Here is a 17,866-nt window from a genome sequence, read left to right as displayed (position 1 = left end):
CGCCGCTGACGTGTGAGAGATAGCCAAGTTCTTAGCGGCCCCATGCTATCACCTCGGCCGGAATGTGGGGCAAAGGCAGCACACGGCACGCGGCCTCCAGCCGCACCGCCTCCTTGGGCATACCGTACACCACGCAGGTCGCCTCGTCCTGGGCCAAGGTTGTGGCGCCCGCGTCGCGCATTTCCTTGAGTCCGCGCGCGCCGTCGTCACCCATGCCGGTCATGATGATGCCCAGGGCATTGCGCCCAGCCGCCTGCGCCACCGACCGGAACAACACGTCCACCGACGGCTTGTGCCGGTTCACCAGTGGCCCGTCGCGCACCTCCACGTGGTACTGCGCGCCGCTGCGCCGCAGCATCATGTGCCGCCCGCCCGGGGCGATCAACGCCAGCCCGGGGCGCACGCGATCGCCGTCGCGCGCCTCGCGCACCTCCACCTGGCACAAACCGTCCAGCCGCTCGGCGAACATGGCCGTGAACTTCTCTGGCATGTGCTGCACGATCACGATGCCCGGGCATGTGGAGGGCAGCTGGCGCAATACCTGCTCGAGTGCCTGCGTGCCGCCGGTGGACGTGCCAAAGGCGACCAGCCGGTCGGTGGTGGCGTACATGGCCTTGCCCATGGGCGCAGCTGGCACCACAGGGGCTGGCGCCAGCGGCAAACGGGCACCAGCCTGCCGCAGGGCCCCCAGGTTGGCACTCGCCGCCGCCTTGATGGCGCCCACGATGTCATTGGCCGAATCTTCCAGGAAGGCCTTGAGCCCCAGCTTGGGCTTGGTGATCACACTCACCGCGCCAGCCGCCAGCGCGTCCAGCGTCACCTGGGCGCCGCGCTCCGCCAGGGTGGAGCAGATGATCACCGGCGTGGGCCGCTCTGCCATCACCTTGCGCAGGAAGGTCAGGCCGTCCATGCGGGGCATTTCGATGTCCACCACCAGCACATCGGGCCAGCCGGACTTCATCTTTTCGATCGCGAACACGGGGTCGTGAGCGGTGGCGATCACCTCGATGGCCGGCTCGCGGGCAATGGCCTGCGCCACCACCTGCCGCACCACCGCCGAATCGTCCACGATCATGACCTTGATACTCTGCCTCACCAGGCGTCCTTTCCTCAGATGCCGGCCCGGTCCGTCAAGGCCTGCCACACGCGGCCCGACGCCAGGTCAAAACTCAACCGGCGCGGGCGGTCGCCGCCCACATCCTCGCGCACGACCACAAAACCCCACATGGCCAGGCAACGCCGCGCGGCATCCACATTGCGGCGGCCCACGTCCAGATCGGACGCTGGCGGGTTGAACATGTTGCCCCCGCCAAACAGCTTGGCCCGGCACGCGCCAGGCTGTACCCCGTGGACCCGCAGGGCGGCCGCCAGCATCTCCACGGCCTCGTCCACATAGCGCCCGTCAAGCGCGTCGCCTGGTGGCCGGACACGGCTGGGCAAAAGGGCATGGCACATGCCTCCCACCCGCCAACCCGGGTGCCACACCGTCACGGTCACGCAAGACCCCAGCAGCGTGCGCACGCGGCTGGGTGCGCGGCCAAAGAAATGGTCCCCCGGGTGCAGGAACACTTCACCGGGGGCCTGGGCGTGGGGCAGTACCAAACTCACAGCCGGCGGTAAATGGTGGGCCGCACGGTGGTCAGCGCGGGTGAGATTCCGCTCAGCGTCTCGGAATGGCCCACGATGAAGTGGCCATCGGCGCGCAGGCAGGGCAGCATGTTGGCCACCACGCGCGCCTTGGTCACATTGTCGAAATAAATCATCACATTGCGCAGGAAGATGACATCGAACGCGCCCAGATCCTGCCGCAGCTCCAGCAGGTTGCAGTGCAGGAACCGCACCCTCGAACGCAGCCCCTTCGCCACCAGCAGCATGCCCTCGTATTCGTCCTGCCCCTTCAGGCAGTACTTGCGCAGCCACTCCAGCGGAATGCCGGATATGCGGTCCATGCGGTAAAGCCCCCGCTCCGCCTGCGCGAGCACCCGGGTGCTGATGTCGGTGCCCACGATCTCCCAAGGCGTGTCGCCAAGCACGTGCGCCAGCACCATCGCCATGGAATAGGCCTCTTCACCACTGGAAGACGCAGCGCTCCAGGCGCGAAACATCGCACCACCGCCCCGCGCACGGTGCCGCATCGCCGCCTCCCGCAGGAAATCGAAGTGCTGCGGCTCCCGGAAAAAGTAGGTCTCGTTGGTCGTCAACAAGTCCACCATGGTCTGCAGCTCCGCCTCGTTCCCCGCACGGGTCACGAGCCGGTAGTAGTCACCGTAGCTGCCCACCTTGTGGTGCTGCACACGACTGGCCAGACGGCCTGCCACCAGCGTCTTCTTGGCGGGCGTCAGGTGAATACCCGCGATCTTGTAGATCAGCTTGCTGAATTGATGGAAGTCGTGGTCGGGCATTTCGTGCACAGGCACTGCTGGCGGAGCAATGACGGGCGTGTTCATGAACGCGCCTCCACGTCGCCAGCCAGAACGTGCACCGGCCAGCTCAGATTTGCCGTTCTTGGGCAGCCACCACAACCCGGCTGCTCTGGGCTCCCGGGGTGTCCTGCACATGAGCCCTCCAGCACAAGGCCCCGGCGCTCTGGCCATGCGGCTTCGAAAGCCTGCCGGGACATGGCACGGGCATAGAAGAACCCCTGCCCCAACAGACACCCATGGTCTTGAAGGAAGCGTTCGTGGCTTTCGTCTTCCACCCCCTCGGCCACCAGCCCCATGCGCAGGCTGCGCGCCATGGTGATGATGGCCTTGACCAGCTCGGTGCTGTCGTGGTCCTGGCCAATGTCGCGAGTGAAGGACCGGTCTATCTTGAGAACGTCGATGGCGAAGCGTTTGAGGTAGGCCAGGCTGGAATAGCCCGTGCCAAAATCATCGATGGCAATGCTGATGCCCAGATCGCGCAGCGCCTTGAGTGCCTGTTTCACGCCATCATCATCGCCAAGAAGCAGGCTCTCGGTGATCTCCAGCTCCAGCCAGCGCGGCTTGCAACCCGTTTCGGCAAGCGTCTCGCGCACGGTTGCCACCACGTCGGAACGGCGGAACTGCACGGGAGACAGGTTCACCGCCACCTTGAAATCGCTGCCCCGCCCGGCGTTCCAACGGCAAGCCGCCTCACAGGCCTCCTGCAGCACCCAGGCGCCCACCTCCACGATGAGGCCGGTTTCCTCGGCCAGCCCGATGAAGCGGTCAGGGGTCAACAGACCAAGCGTGGGGTGTTGCCAGCGCAGCAAAGCCTCAGCCCCCACCCACTCCCGGCACGACAGCGCGACCTTCGGCTGGTAGTGCAGCTCCAGCTGAGACAGCGAAATGGCGCGGCGCAACGCGGCTTCCATCTGCACGCGCTCGTGGGACTTGGCCGTCAGGTCGGCCGAGTAGAAGCGGTAACACGCCCGCCCATGTGTCTTGGCATCGTTCAGGGCAGCGTCGGCGTACTGCAGCAAGGCCGTGGTGTCTCGGCCATCCGACGGGAACACCGCCATGCCCACGCTGGTTGACACATAAAGCTCCTGCCCGTCCACGCGGAAAGGCTGCGCCAGAACCCGTAGCACCTCCTGCGCCACACCAACAAGCTCGCCCGCCTCCTGCACGCCTTTAACCAAAAGCGCGAATTCGTCCCCGCCCAGCCTGGCCACCAGATCGCACCGCCCCATGAGCCCGCGCAATCGCTCCGCGCAATCGCACAACAGGCGGTCGCCCGCTACATGCCCCAGCGTGTCATTCACTTCCTGGAAACGGTCCAGATCCAGCAGCAGCAATCCCCCCAGGGACTGCAGGTGCTGCGCATCCTCGATGGCCTGTTCCAGCCGGACGTACAGCTGCACACGGTTGGGCAGACCCGTGAGCGGGTCCTGGAAGGTCATCTCATGCAGGCGCGATTCGTAGTGCTCGATTTCACTGACGTCCTGCGTGGTGCCGCAAAGCCGCACGGGGTTGCCCGCACCGTCATAGTCGATCTGCACGTGCGTGTGGAAGTGCAGCAACTCGCCACGCGCCGTCCAGCTGCGGTAGCGGTAGGCCAACTCAGGCTTGCGGTTCAGGTAAGCCGCCTGGTACTCCGCCTGCACCCGGCGGCGGTCTTCATCGGGCATCAACGCCAGCGTCTCCTCGACGGTGCTTGACCATCCCCTTGGCTGGCCGAACAGGTGGCACAGCATGGGAGAAACCAGCGAGGTGCGTCTGGCGTGGTCCCACTCCCAGTGCCCGATGCGGGCCATCCGCTCGGTTCGCTCCAGCCGCCTTTCGTAGGCCTTGCGCTCGGTGATGTCCCGCCCCACCACCAATACGCTCGCCACCTGCCCCTCGGCGTCAAACTCCGGTGTCATGCGCACATGGGTCGTGATGCTTCTGCCGTCCCGGGCGATCCAGTCACGCTCCAGTTCCCGGTCCGAGCAGCTGGCAATCACCTCGCGCAACGCCACCTCGAAAGGCCCCACCCGCCCCATCCAGGGTATCTGCGAAGGCACCCGGCCATTCAAAACCTCGAACGGTTCGCCCACCTGCTTCAAGAAGGCCGGGTTGGCATAGACCAGACGGGCATCACGGTCGTAACGGGTAATGAAGTCTGGCGACGACTCCACCAGGGCGCGAAACTCCTGCTCGCGCCGCTGCAGCGCCAGCCGCGCCTGCTCCTGCTCGCTGATGTCACGTACCAGCGCCATGTTGTACGCCCGGCCGTCATGCTCGACGATGTTCGCGCAAATCTCCACGGGAAACACCCGGCCCCATTTGTCCCGGTGCCGGGTGCGCACGGTGAGGCTTCTTTGCAGGCACAGGTCTTGCCAATGCCCTGCCCAACGGTCGATCGGAAAATCCGGATCAACGTCCCACACCCGCAACTGCAGCAATTCGTCGCGGGCGTACCCCAGCGCCTTGCATCCGGCCTCGTTCACCTTCAGCAAGCGCGCATCCTCGCCGATCAGGTACATGGCCTCGGCCACGTGGTCCAGGGCAAAGTTGAGCAGCTCCAGCTTCCTCAGGTTCTGCCGTTGCTCCGTCACCTCACGTGCAAAGGTCATGGCACCCACCACGTTGCCCGAGGCATCCAGTTCGGGCACGGCCTTGAGCTCGAAGCAACGCTTTCTGCCATCGGGCTCCGTCCATTGCAGATCGAAGGACGCTGCCTGACCGGAATCGATCACGGCCTGGAGCCTGGCCTGCTGCTGGCGGGCTTCGAGTGGCGTGACGCTTGCGGCCCAGGGTTGCTCAGCGGGCGTGCGCCCCAACGCCGCCTCGGCCCTCACGTCGTAGAGGCGTTCAAAAGCCGGATTGACGTAGATCCTCCGGCATTGGCGGTCAAACCGCGCGATCACATCCGGAGAACATTCAGCCAGCAGGCGGAATGCCCCTGGCTCATTCATGCTGCCCATGCCATTCGGCCTTTCCACGCATTCTTGTTGCCATCTGACTCATTCGGCACCGGCACGGCCTCCAGCATCCGGGTCATCTCGGCCGCCGGCAAGGGGCGGCTGCACAGGTAGCCCTGGAACTGGTGGCATCCCATTTCCCGCAACAACGCCAGCTGGCTGGCGCGTTCCACGCCTTCGGCCACCGCAGCCAGCCCCAGCGAACTCGCCATCGCCACGATGGCCTTGGTGATCTCTCGGTCGTTGGCGTCGGTTTCCAGCTCATCGACGAAGCTCTTGTCGATCTTCAGGTGATCCACCGGCAGGCGGCGCAGATAGCTCAATGACGAATAGCCGGTGCCAAAGTCGTCCACCGCCACGCGCACACCCTGCTCACGCAGGCGCCAGAAGGCGCGAATGGCATCAGCGGCCTCGGTCATCAGTGTGGTCTCGGTGATTTCCAGTTCCAGGCAATGGGCATTCACCCCATGCCGCCCCAAGGCCTCGTTGACCCGCTCGGCAAACCCGCTGGCGGAACACTGCGCGGCCGACAGGTTGATCGCCACGCGCCCAGGTGCCAGGCCTGCGTCGATCCATTCGCGCATCTGGCGGCACGCCTCGTTCAACACCCAGGCGTCGATATCGGCGATCAGGCCACATTCTTCTGCCACGGCGATGAAGCGCACAGGCGATACGACGCCAAGCTCTGGATGCCGCCAGCGGATCAACGCCTCCATCCCGGTGAAGGCACCCGTCGCTACCTCTGCCTTGGGCTGGTAATGCAGCTCAAACTCCCCACGCTCGATGGCCAAGCGCAAGTCGTGGCTCAGGCGCAGCCATTCCTGCGCGCCTTCGTTCATGTCCGCCGCATAGAAGCGGTAGCCATGGCGCCCCTGCGCCTTGGCAGCGTACATCGCCACGTCCGCGTTGCGCATCAGCTCGGCAACGTCCTGGCCATCCCCCGGAAAAACAGCCACGCCAACGCTGGCACTGGGGAACAGGCGCTGATGCCCCAGCACGCAAGGTGCGGCAACCGCATCGAACACCTTCTGCACGACCACGGGCAGCTGGTGCCGGGGTGGCGCACTGTCCAGCAGCACCACGAACTCGTCGCCGCCCAGGCGGGCAATCATGTCGGTCTCCCGCAACGTGGCTTGCATGCGCTGGGCCAATAGCCGCAGCAGATCGTCCCCCATGGCGTGCCCCAGGGTGTCATTGATGGACTTGAAGTTGTCCAGATCGATGAACAGCAGGGCCAGCTCTGTGCCGTCGCGCCGGGCATGGGCCAGCCGCTGCTGCAGATGCTCCTGGAATGCTGCTCTGTTGGACAAGCCGGTCAGGTCGTCGTGCGTGGCCTGATGGAGCAGGCGCCTTTGGGCCTCAAGGCGGTCGGTGATGTCCCGGCCCATCGTCAGTGTGCCGATGGGCCGGCCGTCAGCGTCGTACTCGGGCACCACCTGCATTTCGTGGCAGACCGTGTCGCCCTGCGCGTCCACCCAGTCCCAAAGCAACGTGTCTGTCCGCCCTGTCCGCACAGCCTCCCTCAGATGTTGCTGGAACTGCACCAGAGGCATCGACGGCCTCCAGGGTCCTGCTGCAGCGCCGACCTTCTGCAAATACACCGGGTTGGCATACACCACGTTCTGCCGCAGGTCATGGCGCACGATCAGGTCGGGGGAATTCTCGGCCAGCGTACGGTAGCGCTGCTCGCTTTGCGACATCTGCTCCCGCAGGGCGTACTCCTGGCGCAGCATGCCCGCAATGCTCTCCATCAACCGGTTGAACGCCGTGACCAGGGAGCCGATTTCGTTGTGTGCATGCCCCCTGGGCACTTCCAGGCGCCCGTGCACCTGACCGGCCAGGGCATCCATGTCCCGCGCGAAGTGCCGTATGGGGCGCACCACAACGCGGTACACCACCAACGCCACCACCGCCGTCACGCCCAAGGCCAGGGCCGTGAGCACCAGCGCCACAAAGACGGAATACCCCTGTGCCGCGGAACGTATGGCATCCGCATCGGCCTGCAGAATGACCTCCCCCACCGGCTCTGAAGGATCGAACGGCGAGAACACCTTGCGGCGCACCTGGTAGCGGGGGTCTTCCTCCACCGGACGGGTGGCGTTGCGCTGCTTGTCCGCCAGCAACGTGCCCAGCGAGGCAATGCGCACGGCACCCACCGTGGGGCTGGAAAGCAGGCCATCGGCGATTTCGCGCGCCAGGCTCACATCCTCGGTGAAACACGCAATGCTCACCGTGGACTCCACCACCTGCAGCAAGCGCTGCGTGCTGTCTAGCTGCCTGTCAATTTCATGGAGCCTCATGGCACACAGCCCGACGATCGACAGCAGGAAAGCCAACGCCGCCCCAACCGGAAGCACCGACCACACCACCTTGGCAACCAAGCCCCGGCTCAACGCCCGGCAGCTCATGGCGTGCTCCTGGGAGCAAAGGCCATCACTATCTGCATGCTGCGCGTCACGACGGACTCGTCCAGATAGGCAACGGCGTGGATGTCGGACTCCACCCTGGCTTGAACGTCCTGCAGAGTGGGCAACCCGACGGGGGGCTCGGTACGCCCTGTGAACACGAGCCTCGCCCAGTAGGCGCCCACGTCCTCGGGCTCCTTGTTGAGCAGCAGACGGTAGAAGCGCAACCGCTCCGGACTGCCCGGCGGAGCATCCAGCGGCACGGCACGTCCACCATGGGGAAACAGGCGGTGCCGCCCCATGAAGATGTTGACGACCTGCTCACGCGACAAGCTGCTCACCCCGCTGCGCGCGTTCACCACGACCACCAGCTCCGCAGACACGGCTGTCGCGGTCAGGGCTACGGGTACGCAGGCCAGCGCCTTCAGCAAGGCGCGGCGGCGGATGGCGGTCCGGTGTCTCATCAGAACACGAACTCCCAGGCCACACTCAGAAGGTTGAGCGCCCTGACGCTTCTGCTGGCGTAGGGCTGAGCCATCAACGCGCTGTCAGCAATGAAATCTGGATCCCGGTACCTGAAGTGGTCCCACTGCAACTTGAGGGCAGAACGGGGAGACAACTCCTGCCGGACACCCACACCCAGCCCCCACATGTTGGCCCGGCTAGCAGCCTGGACCAATGCCGCGCCTTCGTTGAGTTGGTCGGTCTGCGTCGACAGGCCCTGAGGAATGCCCGTGGGCAGCGTGTTGCGGCTTGACTTCTTCCACTGAAAAGTCACGTACGGCGTGGTCCTGCCGACCCGGTAGCCCGCGTGACCATACAGCACGTCCTGCGGGGCCCACCCGGATGACCGCCAGCTCACGTAGTTCGCCGCTGCCTGGACCGGGCCCTCGTCGTAGCTCAAAGATGCCGTCAGGTAATGGATGCGGCGCCCACGCATCAGCGAACGCTCGACAATCTCCGCCCCATTAGGAGCGAACGCCAGCAGCACGTTGCGGAATTCGTCCAGCGCCGGCGTGGACGATTCGTGGCGCGTCGTCTGCTGTCCCACGCCCAAGCGCCAGGTCCAGGAACGAAATGCGTAATCCGCCATCACCATGGCAAACCGCGATCCGTCAAGACTGTAGGGGTTGTACCCGCCGCTTTGCAACCGGCCGCTCACCCGGCCATACGCTGCCTTGAACCTGGCAGTCCCGTCGCCCAGGGGATGGGTCGTCTCCGCATCCACGCCGTCCATGGTGCGGGGGTAGAACGTGAGCGGCGGGCGCACCGGCAGACTGGCATAGCCGATCTGGTCGCCATCACCTTGTGCATAAAGTTCTATGCCCAGGCGCCCGGCACGCCACGCCATGTTTTCCTGAGGCAAGAACCTGACATAGCCCCAGGCAACCCCTGGCCGGTAGCTCCTGTCCAGGGAATCCTGACTCAACAACTGCAGCGCGCCCTGCCAGCGGGGGCCCCAGTTGGCCGACAGCTGCAACCCCAGCATGGAGTCCGGCGCCAGAGAGGGCCTTCCTGCATGGGCGCCCTGTGCCTGCGAAATGTTGCGCCGGAAGTTCACGCCGGCACGGTCGTGGTACACCGCGCCAAGTGTGCCGAAGCCCTTGATCGACCAAGACGCCTCTTCCGCAAGCTCCGGCTCGATGGGCTGCGCCACGGCCGCAAAACACGACAGGGCGCATGCCACCGAAAGCCCTGCCCGCAAGCGCGGGGCAAGTTGGCTTCGGATGCCATGCGCCATCGCCGTCACCGTTCGCGGGCGATGGCAAACCCCGCCATCAGTTGCTGAAGGCTCTGTGCCTGCGAAGACAGCTCTTCGGCCGTGGCCGCCAGCTCTTCGGATGCACTGGCGTTTTGCTGCGTGATCTGGTTGAGCTGCTCCATGGCCGAACCGATCTGACCCGCGCCAACATTCTGCTCTTGCGACGCGTTGGCAATTTCGCTGACCAGATCAGCTGTCTGACGCGTGGCGGGTACGAGTTCCGCCAGGATCCGGCCGGCCTGTTCGGCCAGCAGCATCTTGTCGGCGGCGAGCTGCCCAATCTCTTGTGCCGCCAACTGGCTGCGCTCTGCCAGCTTGCGCACCTCAGCGGCCACCACCGCAAAGCCCTTGCCGTGTTCGCCCGCGCGCGCTGCTTCAATCGCGGCGTTCAAGGCCAGCAGGTTGGTCTGGTAGGCAATGTCGTCGATGATGCCGATCTTGCCCACGATCTCCTTCATCGCGCGCACCGTTTCGCTGACGGCATCCCCGCCCTCGGTGGCCTTGGCCAGCCCGTCTGCGGAAATGCCGTTGGCGACCTGGGCGTTCTCGGTGTTGCGTCCGATGGAAACCACCATCTCTTCGATGGAGGCGGTGGTCTCTTCCAACGAAGCGGCCTGCTCACTGGACGACTGGGACAAGGACTGGGCCGTGGACGACACCTGCGACGTGGCACCCGCTATCGTGTTGGCGGTCATGGTCACTTCTGCCATGGTCTGCCCCAGACGGCCGACGGTGTTGTTGACGGCGTCACGCAAGCCGGCAAAGGCGCCATGGTACTCACCCTGCATCCGGGAAGTGAGATCCCCTTGCTCCAGACGGCGCATGACGGCCAGGACATCGTCCAGCCCCTGCTGTCCGCTGGCGGCAATGCGGTTCAACCCTTCGGCCACCTGCAGAAAGAACCCCTTCTTGCCCGCCGCCTCGACCCTGAGGGAGAAGTCGCCGTTCGCCGCGGCCTGCACCATGGTGGCCAGTTCGCGCTCGGCGGCCACTTCGGCCGTGCGGTCCACCCACTCCACCACAATGCCCATGCGCTCGCCGCGAGCGTCACGTACCGGGTTGGCAATGATCTGCAGCGTCATGCTGCCAATCGGAATGTTGGCCTCCAGCACACCATTCAGGTTGGCCAGCAAGCCTCGCTGGTGCGCAGGGTTGCGGTGAAAGCGGTCGATGTTCTGCCCGACGATGTGCTCGGGATCGAAATCGGGAATGACCGTGCGCAAATTGGGCGCAGCCCGGCGCAGCAGTGCCAGTGCCGACTGATTGGCGTAGAAGATGTGCCCCTGGTTGTCGGCCATCATCAGGTTCACAGGCGTGCAGTCCAGTGCGGCCTTGATGCGCTGGGCATGGGCTGCATCGCGTTCGCATGCCGTCAGGTGGTTCACCATCCGCTTCATGGCCGCCATCAGGCTCCAATGGTCGTTGTCCGTGGTGTGGATCTGCACGTCCAGATCACCGCCTGCGATGGCATGGGCGACGAGAGTGGCTTGGCGGGGATCTCCGCCCAGCTGGCTCTGCAGGGTGCGCACCATCCGCACAGACGCCCCCAAGGCCAGCAGCAACGAGAAGACGCCACAGGCGGCCAGCATCCACATGGTGAAGCGCGCGTCGGCCACGGTCGCGGTCGCGCGGGACTCGGCATCAGACAACTGCGCCGAGCGGAATGCTGTCAGCGTCTTTGCGATGGCCTGACTGGCCGCATCGAACTCCCGCATCTTGACGTTGCCCGCCTCGGTCCCTTGCAGGATGTAGGTTTCCGCCATGTCACGGCCAGCAGCATCGAAACGCCGGAACTCGGACTCGATCAGGTCAAGCCTTGCCAGTCCGGCACCGTCACCATCGCGCCGGAACCGTGCCCGGTATGACTCGACCCCGGCCAGAAACCCCTCGGAGGCCGCACGCGCCCCTTCGTATGCCGAACGCTCCCGCGTGGCGGCCACGTCTGTCAGGTATTGCTGCAGGTCGACGCGTTGGACATTCATGTCGTCCACGGTCATCACGGCAGGCAGCGTCACGTCCTTGAGGTAGGTGGAACTGTCCACCAGCCTTGCCACGCTCCAGCCGAGCAACGCCAGCCCGCCCATGAAGGACAGCAACACGATGGCAAAGGCAGTGGTCAGTCTCTGCTTCAGCGTCATGCCTGACACAGGGACGCTGATTCCGGGCGCTGCGCCCAGGGTAAGGGTCATGGGGGTCTCCCGTCGTTGGTCTCACTTGCACACCCCCTTTAGGATGCGTGCAAAGCCCTTTCGGCGAAATCGTCCCTGCCTGATTTTTCCGTCAGACAGTCGGCAAGCGGCGTAGGAATCGCCCTACAGCTTCGCGACCAGCCACTCAAAGGACGCTGGCAAACGCTCGAAATCCGCCACCGGCATGGGTTTGCCGTAGAGATATCCCTGCACCACTTGGCATCCGTGGGAACGCAGGAAGGCAGCTTGCTCCTCCGTCTCCACGCCCTCTGCCACCACCTGCTGCCCCAGGCAGCGCGCGATGGAGAGAATGGCTTTCACCAACTCAGCGCGGTATTCATCGGTGGTGACACGGCTGATGAATGAGCGGTCGATCTTGAGCGTCTCGATGGGGAAGCGCGCCAGGTAGCTCAGTGCCGAATACCCGGTGCCGAAGTCGTCGATGGCAATGGTGATGCCCATCGCCCTGAAGGTGTTCAGCATCTCGAGCACCTCGCTCTCCTCGTCGAGCAACAGGCTCTCGGTGATCTCCAGCTCGATCCATTCCGCCCGGCAACCGCTCTCCTGCAACGCGCGCAACACCGTGCCTGGAAGATCGCCCCACTGAAACTGGCGCGCCGACAGATTGACCGCCACCTTGTGCAGCGGCTTGCCGTCGCCGTTCCAGCGGCATGCCGTGCGGCACGCCTCGCGCAACACCCACTCTCCGATCTCGACGATCAGTCCGCTGTCCTCGGCGATGGTGATGAACACATCCGGCGGCACCATGCCGCGTTCCGGGTGCTTCCAGCGCAACAGGGCCTCGGAACCGGTCAACGCCCCATCGCCCAGGCTCACCTTGGGCTGGTAATACAACTCCAGCTCATCGCGCTCAATGGCCCGCCGCAGGTCTGACTCCAGCAACAGGCGCTCATGCGCGCTTTCCGTCAGGTCGCGCGAATAGAAGCGGAAGTTGTTGCGGCCGGAACGCTTGGCGAAATACATGGCGGAATCGGCGTACTTCAGCAGGTCGTCCGGCTCATTGCTGTCACCCGGGTAGAGCGCGATACCGATGCTGCAAGACACGAACACTTCCTTGCCCTCCAGCACGAAGGGCTTCTGGAACACCGCCAGCACCTTGCTGGCGATGCGTCCCAGGTCGTCGCCGCAACGGATCTCAGGCAACAGGATGGCGAACTCGTCTCCGCCCAGCCGGGCCACCGTGTCGTAAGCCCGTACGCACGTACCCAGCCGTGCAGCCGTTTCACGAAGCAGCTCGTCGCCCGCCGGGTGCCCCAGCGTGTCGTTCACCGCCTTGAAGCGGTCCATGTCCAGCATCATCACGCCCGCCTGCTGCCCATGCCACGCCGCATCGGTGATCATCTGGCGCAGGCGGTCGTTGAACAGGGCCCTGTTCGGCAGCGACGTGAGCGGGTCGTAGAACGCCATCTGGTGGATCTTTTGCCGGAAGGCGTTCAACTCGGTGATGTCGCGCCCCACCGCCAGCACGCTGGCCACCTGGCCCTGCGCGTCAAGCTCCGGCGTCAGGTTGATCAGGCTGCACATCTGCCGGCCCGAGCCGTCTGGCCAGCTCAGTTCGAACTCCACCCCTCGCCCTCCGGCAAGCACCTCGGCCAGCTTCTTCTCGTACATCGCGGCATTGGCGCCGCCCGGGCACTCCGACGGTGTGCGCCCCAACAAACTGGCTGCACCACCCTCGACGAGCGCCGCAAAGGCCGGGTTGACATACACCCGGCGCAGATCGCGCCCATAGCGGGCAACCGTATCCACCGAGTTCTCGACCAGCGTGCGGAACTCCTGCTCGCGCTCCGCCAGGGCCTGTTCCATGCGCTTGCGCTCGGTCACGTCGCGTATGGCTGCACAGATGGTGCTTACGGCACCATCCATGTCTGGCAGACGCGCCAGACTGACGTCCACAAAGAACTCGCTTCCATCCTTGCGGCAGCCGCGCAAATTGCTCGCACCGCTGGTCATGGGCCGTCGTGACGAGCCGGCACCGATGAAACTGGCACGCAAGGCCTCGTGTCCGTTGCGTGAGTCAAGAGGCACGAGCATTTCGATGGCTTGCCCGGTCAGTTCGCGGTCCTCGTAACCGAACATCCGGCACAGCTGCGCGTTGACAAGACGGATCACGCCTTGCCCATCCACCACCACCATGCCGTCTGGTGCCGATTGCAGAATGCCGCGGTACCACGCCTCGGTCCGCATCAACTGCTCCTTGGACGCTTCCAGCTCCACCGCCTGTTCTTCCAGCGTGCAGGCGTTCTCTTGCACGTGTGCGTGCAGCTCGACGATACGCTCGTAGCGTTCCTGCAGCAGGGTCTCCGCCTGCTTGCGTTCGGTGATGTCGTGCGCCACACCGATGACGCCTATCACCCTGCCATCGGCATTGAACACCGGCGCCTTCACTGTTTCAATCAGCGCGCGCCTGCCATCGCTGGCGAACGTCACCCACTCTTCGTTGACGCAAGGTTGGCCTGCAGCGGCCGCCGCTGCGTCTTTCTCCCGGAAGAATGCCGCAAGCTCCTCGTCCACGAAGTCGAAATCTGTCTTGCCAAGGATGGCTGCCTCTGACGCACCGTACAGCTGCTCGAACATCGGATTGCAAGCCAGGTAACGGCCCTCGGTGTCCTTCATCCAGGCCAGATCGGGCATCGCTTCAAAGAAGGCCCGCAACGTCGCGCGTTCGTTGGCCACTACCTCCTGCATGCGGTATATGGCCGTCATGTTGCGGCCCATGCCCAGCACGCTGACGACATTGCCAGACGCATCGAACTCCGGCACCAGGCTCACATCGTGCAGTTCCTCTGCGCCATTGACCACCACCGCTTGGCGCATGGCGTGAATGGCCTGGCCTGTGGATGCTACCTGCTGAATCCCAGCCTTGACGTGCTCGTGGGACTCGGGGATGAACTTGCCGATGAGCTCGTCCAGCGACATGCCAAGCAAGCGCTCGTGCGTGGGGTTGACGTAGAGGTAACGCCCTTGCGTATCCCAGCGCGCGATGTTGTCTGGCAGGTTTTCCGCCAGACTGCGGAACTCGCGCTCGCGCCCGGCCAGCGCATCTTCCAGGCGCTTGCGTTCGGTGATGTCCAGCGACGTGCCGATGAACCGCACAGGCTTGCCCTGCGCGTCGTACTGGGGCTCCCCGCGCTCCAGTATGTGTTTGATCCTCCCATCCGGGAACAGCAGACGGTGCTCGACCTCGTAGAGCGTGTGGTTGGCAACCGCCTCGTTGTAAGCGAGGCTGACCCGGTCCCTGTCCTCCGGGTGCACCGTTTCAAGAAACGCGGCAAAGTCCGCCTTGAAGCTCGTCTTGTCTATCTCCCAGATGCGGAAGATCTCATCGGACCAGACGAGCTTGTCGTTGACCATGTCCACGTCCCAGCTGCCCACGTGCGCTATGCGCTGGGCTTCCCGCAACATGTTCTCGCTGTCGCGCATCGCTTTTTCTATGGCCTTGCGCTGCGTGATGTCGCGCGCCACAGTCACAACGTGACGGACGCCATCGATCTCGAAGAATGTGCCCGTGATCTCTACAGGAATGGTGCGCCCGTCCTTGGCGCGATGCTGCGTTTCAAAACAGTTGGGTTTCCCAAGCTCGGCGGTGACAAAGGCATGCACCACCTGCTCTCTGGTGAAATTGGGGTCGATGTCCACCGGTGTCATGTGTGACAGCTCTTCGCGGCTGTAACCGAGCGACCGGCAGGCCGCATCGTTGACGCGGACAAAGCGGAACGAATCGTCCTGCACGAACAGGGCATCGGACGACTGGTTGATGGCAAGGTTCAGCATCTCCAGCTGCCGCTGCACTTCCTTGCGCTCGGTGATGTCTCGCGCCACGCCCAGCACGCCAAGCAGCTTGCCCTCCGGGCTCCTGACGGGCGTCTTGCGGGTTTCCATCAAAACCTGTTCGCCGTTGTCCGCGAAGGTCCACCATTCCTCGTTGACGAGGACGCGCCCAGCCTCCAGCGCCGAGCGGTCCTTGTTCCTGTAGAACTCGGCTTGCTCAGGCGGGAAGAAGTCGTAATCATCCTTGCCGATGATCTCTTCCACCGGCATGTTGAACAGACGCGCAACTCCCTGGTTGCACACCACGAAAGCGCCGTCGGCGTCTTTCATCCAGACCGGGTCGGGTATGCCCTGCAGCACGTCGCGCAGCAAACGGGCTGAGGCTTCCATGGCCGCTTCGACCCGTTTGCGTTCGCTGATGTCGCGCACCATGGCAAGGCCCAGGTGCTTGCCCTGATACACCAGGGCCGATGCCTGGATTTCCGCCGGGAACAGACTGCCGTCGCGCCTGCGGTGCTGGGTCTCGAACACGAACGAGCCCTCTTCGCGGGTTTGCTTGCCCACGGCGTTTGAGTCTTCGACTGAATAGGCGTGGTCTATGTCCTGCACCCCCATGCCCAGCAACTCTTCCCGGCTGTAGCCCAAGGCGCGGCAGGCTTCATCGTTCACATAGACGAAACGTGCGTGCTCGTCGATCAGGTAGACCCCTTCCTGCGCCTGATCGAGCACCCGCTCCTTCAACCGGAGCTCTTCCTCCATGCGCTTTCGTTCGGTAACGTCAAACCAGATGGCCAGCGCACCCACGACCTGTCCGTCATCGCTGAACTCCGGCGCCATGCGAACCTGATAGTGTTCATGCTGACCTTGTGGCAGGGCATCCAGGGTGAATTCGAACTCCCGGGTGTCGCCCTTGAGCATCACCTCTGCCATCGTGCTGCGGTAACGTTCTATCATCCCAGGCGTGGCAGGAACGCCACCCTCGCCCGGAGCCTGGCCCAGCATCTGTTTCACGTTACCGTGCAACATCTTTTCCGCCGCCGGGTTGATGTAGCGGCGGCGCTGTTCCAGGTCATAGCGGATCACCGCAACGGGCAGGTTGGCCGCCAGCGTCCGGTATTCCTCTTCGCGTTGACGCAGTTTTTCGAGATGGCTTTTCTGCTCGTCGCTCAAACGGTGGTTCTCGCCGTCCAGCAACAGCGTTCGCGTCACCATCTGGTTCATCTTTCGCAGCAGCGGCACAAGCAGGGCAAGGTACAGCAGCGACGCGACGCCCATGATGCGCTGGATGGCCGAATTCTGCTGGAACAACCAGGCGCACATGGGCAAAACCGCCGCGAACTCGAAGATCAGCGCAACCGACAGCACGTTGGCCCGTGCCACCCCGCCATAGGCGGTCACACCCGCGATGGCGAAGACGAGAAGCAGGATCACGTCGTTGTTGACGGCCCCGAAGAGGTAGAACGGCAGACTCCACGCAGCGCCCACCGCTGTCGCCCCCAGCCAGAAGCCGTGCAGCCAACGGCGGTACCCATCCGCGCCTTGACCCCGGTGCCTTCGGTAGTACCTTGAATAGGCCTCATGCGCGGCCTGCACCCCCCAGACGGTGAACAGCCATATCAAAAGGCCCTCATGCGGCAGATGACCCCACAAACCGAAGACCACCAGCAAAGACAGCAGCAGGCTGGCCCGAAAGGAGTTCGTGTTCGCGTGGCTGAAGCGGTCCAGGCATTCGACATGGTGCAGTTCCACTCCGGTCAGTGACGCTGTCGCCCTCATTTCACCCCTCTCCCACTTCAGCGAACCTGCCCGTTGCCGAGGTTGAAGAAGCTCATGAGCTGCTGCAGGTTGTTGGCCTGGGAGCTCATCTCCTCGGCCGTGGCGGCCAGCTCTTCGGACGCACTGGCGTTCTGTTGCGTGATCTGGTTCAACTGCCCCATGGCCGAGTTCACCTGCGTGACCCCCGCGCTCTGCTCCTGCGACGCCGCCGTGATCTCCTGCACCAGCTCGGCCGTCTTCTTGGTCGCCGGCACGATCTCGTCGAGCAGCTTGCCCGCGCGCTCTGCCAGCCCCACGGAGTTGCTGGCCAACTGACCGATCTCCTGCGCCGCCACCTGGCTGCGCTCTGCCAGCTTGCGCACCTCGGCGGCCACCACCGCAAAGCCCTTGCCGTGTTCTCCGGCGCGTGCTGCTTCGATGGCTGCGTTCAAGGCCAGCAGGTTGGTCTGGTAGGCAATGTCGTCGATGATGCCGATCTTCTGCGCGATGTCCTTCATGGCACCCACCGTCTGGTTCACGGCTTCACCGCCTTCGGCGGCTTTCTTGCTGCCGTCGGCGCTCATGCCATCGGCCACGC

Annotated in this window: 10 protein-coding genes; all 10 read right to left on the bottom strand. The window is 64.3% G+C overall.

Annotation, left to right across the window (positions count from 1 at the left end; translation table 11 throughout):
• Window positions 1-31 precede the first annotated feature (31 nt).
• Entirely contained in the window at window positions 32-1,075 is a 1,044-nt protein-coding gene (locus ACYVHH_RS07010) for a protein-glutamate methylesterase/protein-glutamine glutaminase (RefSeq protein WP_460564509.1), read from the bottom strand.
• A gap of 35 nt (window positions 1,076-1,110) precedes the next feature.
• Complete coding sequence (locus ACYVHH_RS07005) at window positions 1,111-1,608, bottom strand: chemotaxis protein CheD (RefSeq protein WP_460564419.1); 498 nt, start codon at window positions 1,606-1,608, stop codon at window positions 1,111-1,113.
• Window positions 1,605-2,447: a CheR family methyltransferase gene (locus ACYVHH_RS07000; RefSeq protein WP_460564418.1), complete on the bottom strand. Its 843-nt coding sequence runs from the start codon at window positions 2,445-2,447 to the stop codon at window positions 1,605-1,607. The genes ACYVHH_RS07005 and ACYVHH_RS07000 overlap by 4 nt, the downstream gene beginning before the upstream one ends.
• On the bottom strand, window positions 2,444-5,368 hold the full coding sequence (locus ACYVHH_RS06995; RefSeq protein WP_460564417.1) for an EAL domain-containing protein: 2,925 nt from the start codon (window positions 5,366-5,368) through the stop codon (window positions 2,444-2,446). The genes ACYVHH_RS07000 and ACYVHH_RS06995 overlap by 4 nt, the downstream gene beginning before the upstream one ends.
• Entirely contained in the window at window positions 5,356-7,773 is a 2,418-nt protein-coding gene (locus tag ACYVHH_RS06990) for a putative bifunctional diguanylate cyclase/phosphodiesterase (protein ID WP_460564416.1), read from the bottom strand. The genes ACYVHH_RS06995 and ACYVHH_RS06990 overlap by 13 nt, the downstream gene beginning before the upstream one ends.
• Window positions 7,770-8,234, bottom strand: a complete 465-nt coding sequence (locus ACYVHH_RS06985; protein WP_460564415.1) for a phosphate ABC transporter substrate-binding protein — start codon at window positions 8,232-8,234, stop codon at window positions 7,770-7,772. Before ACYVHH_RS06985 ends, ACYVHH_RS06990 begins: the two co-directional genes overlap by 4 nt.
• Window positions 8,234-9,427 carry a hypothetical protein gene (locus tag ACYVHH_RS06980; RefSeq protein WP_460564414.1) on the bottom strand — a complete coding sequence of 398 codons (1,194 nt, stop codon included), beginning with the start codon at window positions 9,425-9,427 and terminating at the stop codon, window positions 8,234-8,236. Before ACYVHH_RS06980 ends, ACYVHH_RS06985 begins: the two co-directional genes overlap by 1 nt.
• A gap of 89 nt (window positions 9,428-9,516) precedes the next feature.
• Window positions 9,517-11,721 carry a methyl-accepting chemotaxis protein gene (locus ACYVHH_RS06975; RefSeq protein WP_460564413.1) on the bottom strand — a complete coding sequence of 735 codons (2,205 nt, stop codon included), beginning with the start codon at window positions 11,719-11,721 and terminating at the stop codon, window positions 9,517-9,519.
• A 123-nt stretch (window positions 11,722-11,844) separates the two neighbouring features.
• A complete protein-coding gene (locus ACYVHH_RS06970; RefSeq protein ID WP_460564412.1) occupies window positions 11,845-17,289 on the bottom strand; it encodes a PAS domain S-box protein in 5,445 nt (1,814 codons plus the stop codon).
• A gap of 17 nt (window positions 17,290-17,306) precedes the next feature.
• The coding region (locus ACYVHH_RS06965) for a methyl-accepting chemotaxis protein (protein ID WP_460564411.1) at window positions 17,307-17,866 on the bottom strand (560 nt) is incomplete at its 5' end.

The organism is Hydrogenophaga aquatica (genome assembly GCF_054780915.1).
Note: the sequence above shows the minus strand (reverse complement) of the source record. Positions and strands in the feature narration are given on the sequence as shown.

What these genes read in the sequence shown, in the direction of transcription:
- ACYVHH_RS06995 (WP_460564417.1), bottom strand. Translation starts at nt 5,368, where the DNA reads ATGGGCAGCATGAATGAGCCAGGGGCATTCCGCCTGCTGGCTGAATGT.
- ACYVHH_RS07010 (WP_460564509.1), bottom strand. Translation starts at nt 1,075, where the DNA reads ATGATCGTGGACGATTCGGCGGTGGTGCGGCAGGTGGTGGCGCAGGCC.
- ACYVHH_RS06985 (WP_460564415.1), bottom strand. Translation starts at nt 8,234, where the DNA reads ATGAGACACCGGACCGCCATCCGCCGCCGCGCCTTGCTGAAGGCGCTG.
- ACYVHH_RS06975 (WP_460564413.1), bottom strand. Translation starts at nt 11,721, where the DNA reads ATGACCCTTACCCTGGGCGCAGCGCCCGGAATCAGCGTCCCTGTGTCA.
- ACYVHH_RS07000 (WP_460564418.1), bottom strand. Translation starts at nt 2,447, where the DNA reads ATGAACACGCCCGTCATTGCTCCGCCAGCAGTGCCTGTGCACGAAATG.
- ACYVHH_RS06990 (WP_460564416.1), bottom strand. Translation starts at nt 7,773, where the DNA reads ATGAGCTGCCGGGCGTTGAGCCGGGGCTTGGTTGCCAAGGTGGTGTGG.
- ACYVHH_RS06970 (WP_460564412.1), bottom strand. Translation starts at nt 17,289, where the DNA reads ATGAGGGCGACAGCGTCACTGACCGGAGTGGAACTGCACCATGTCGAA.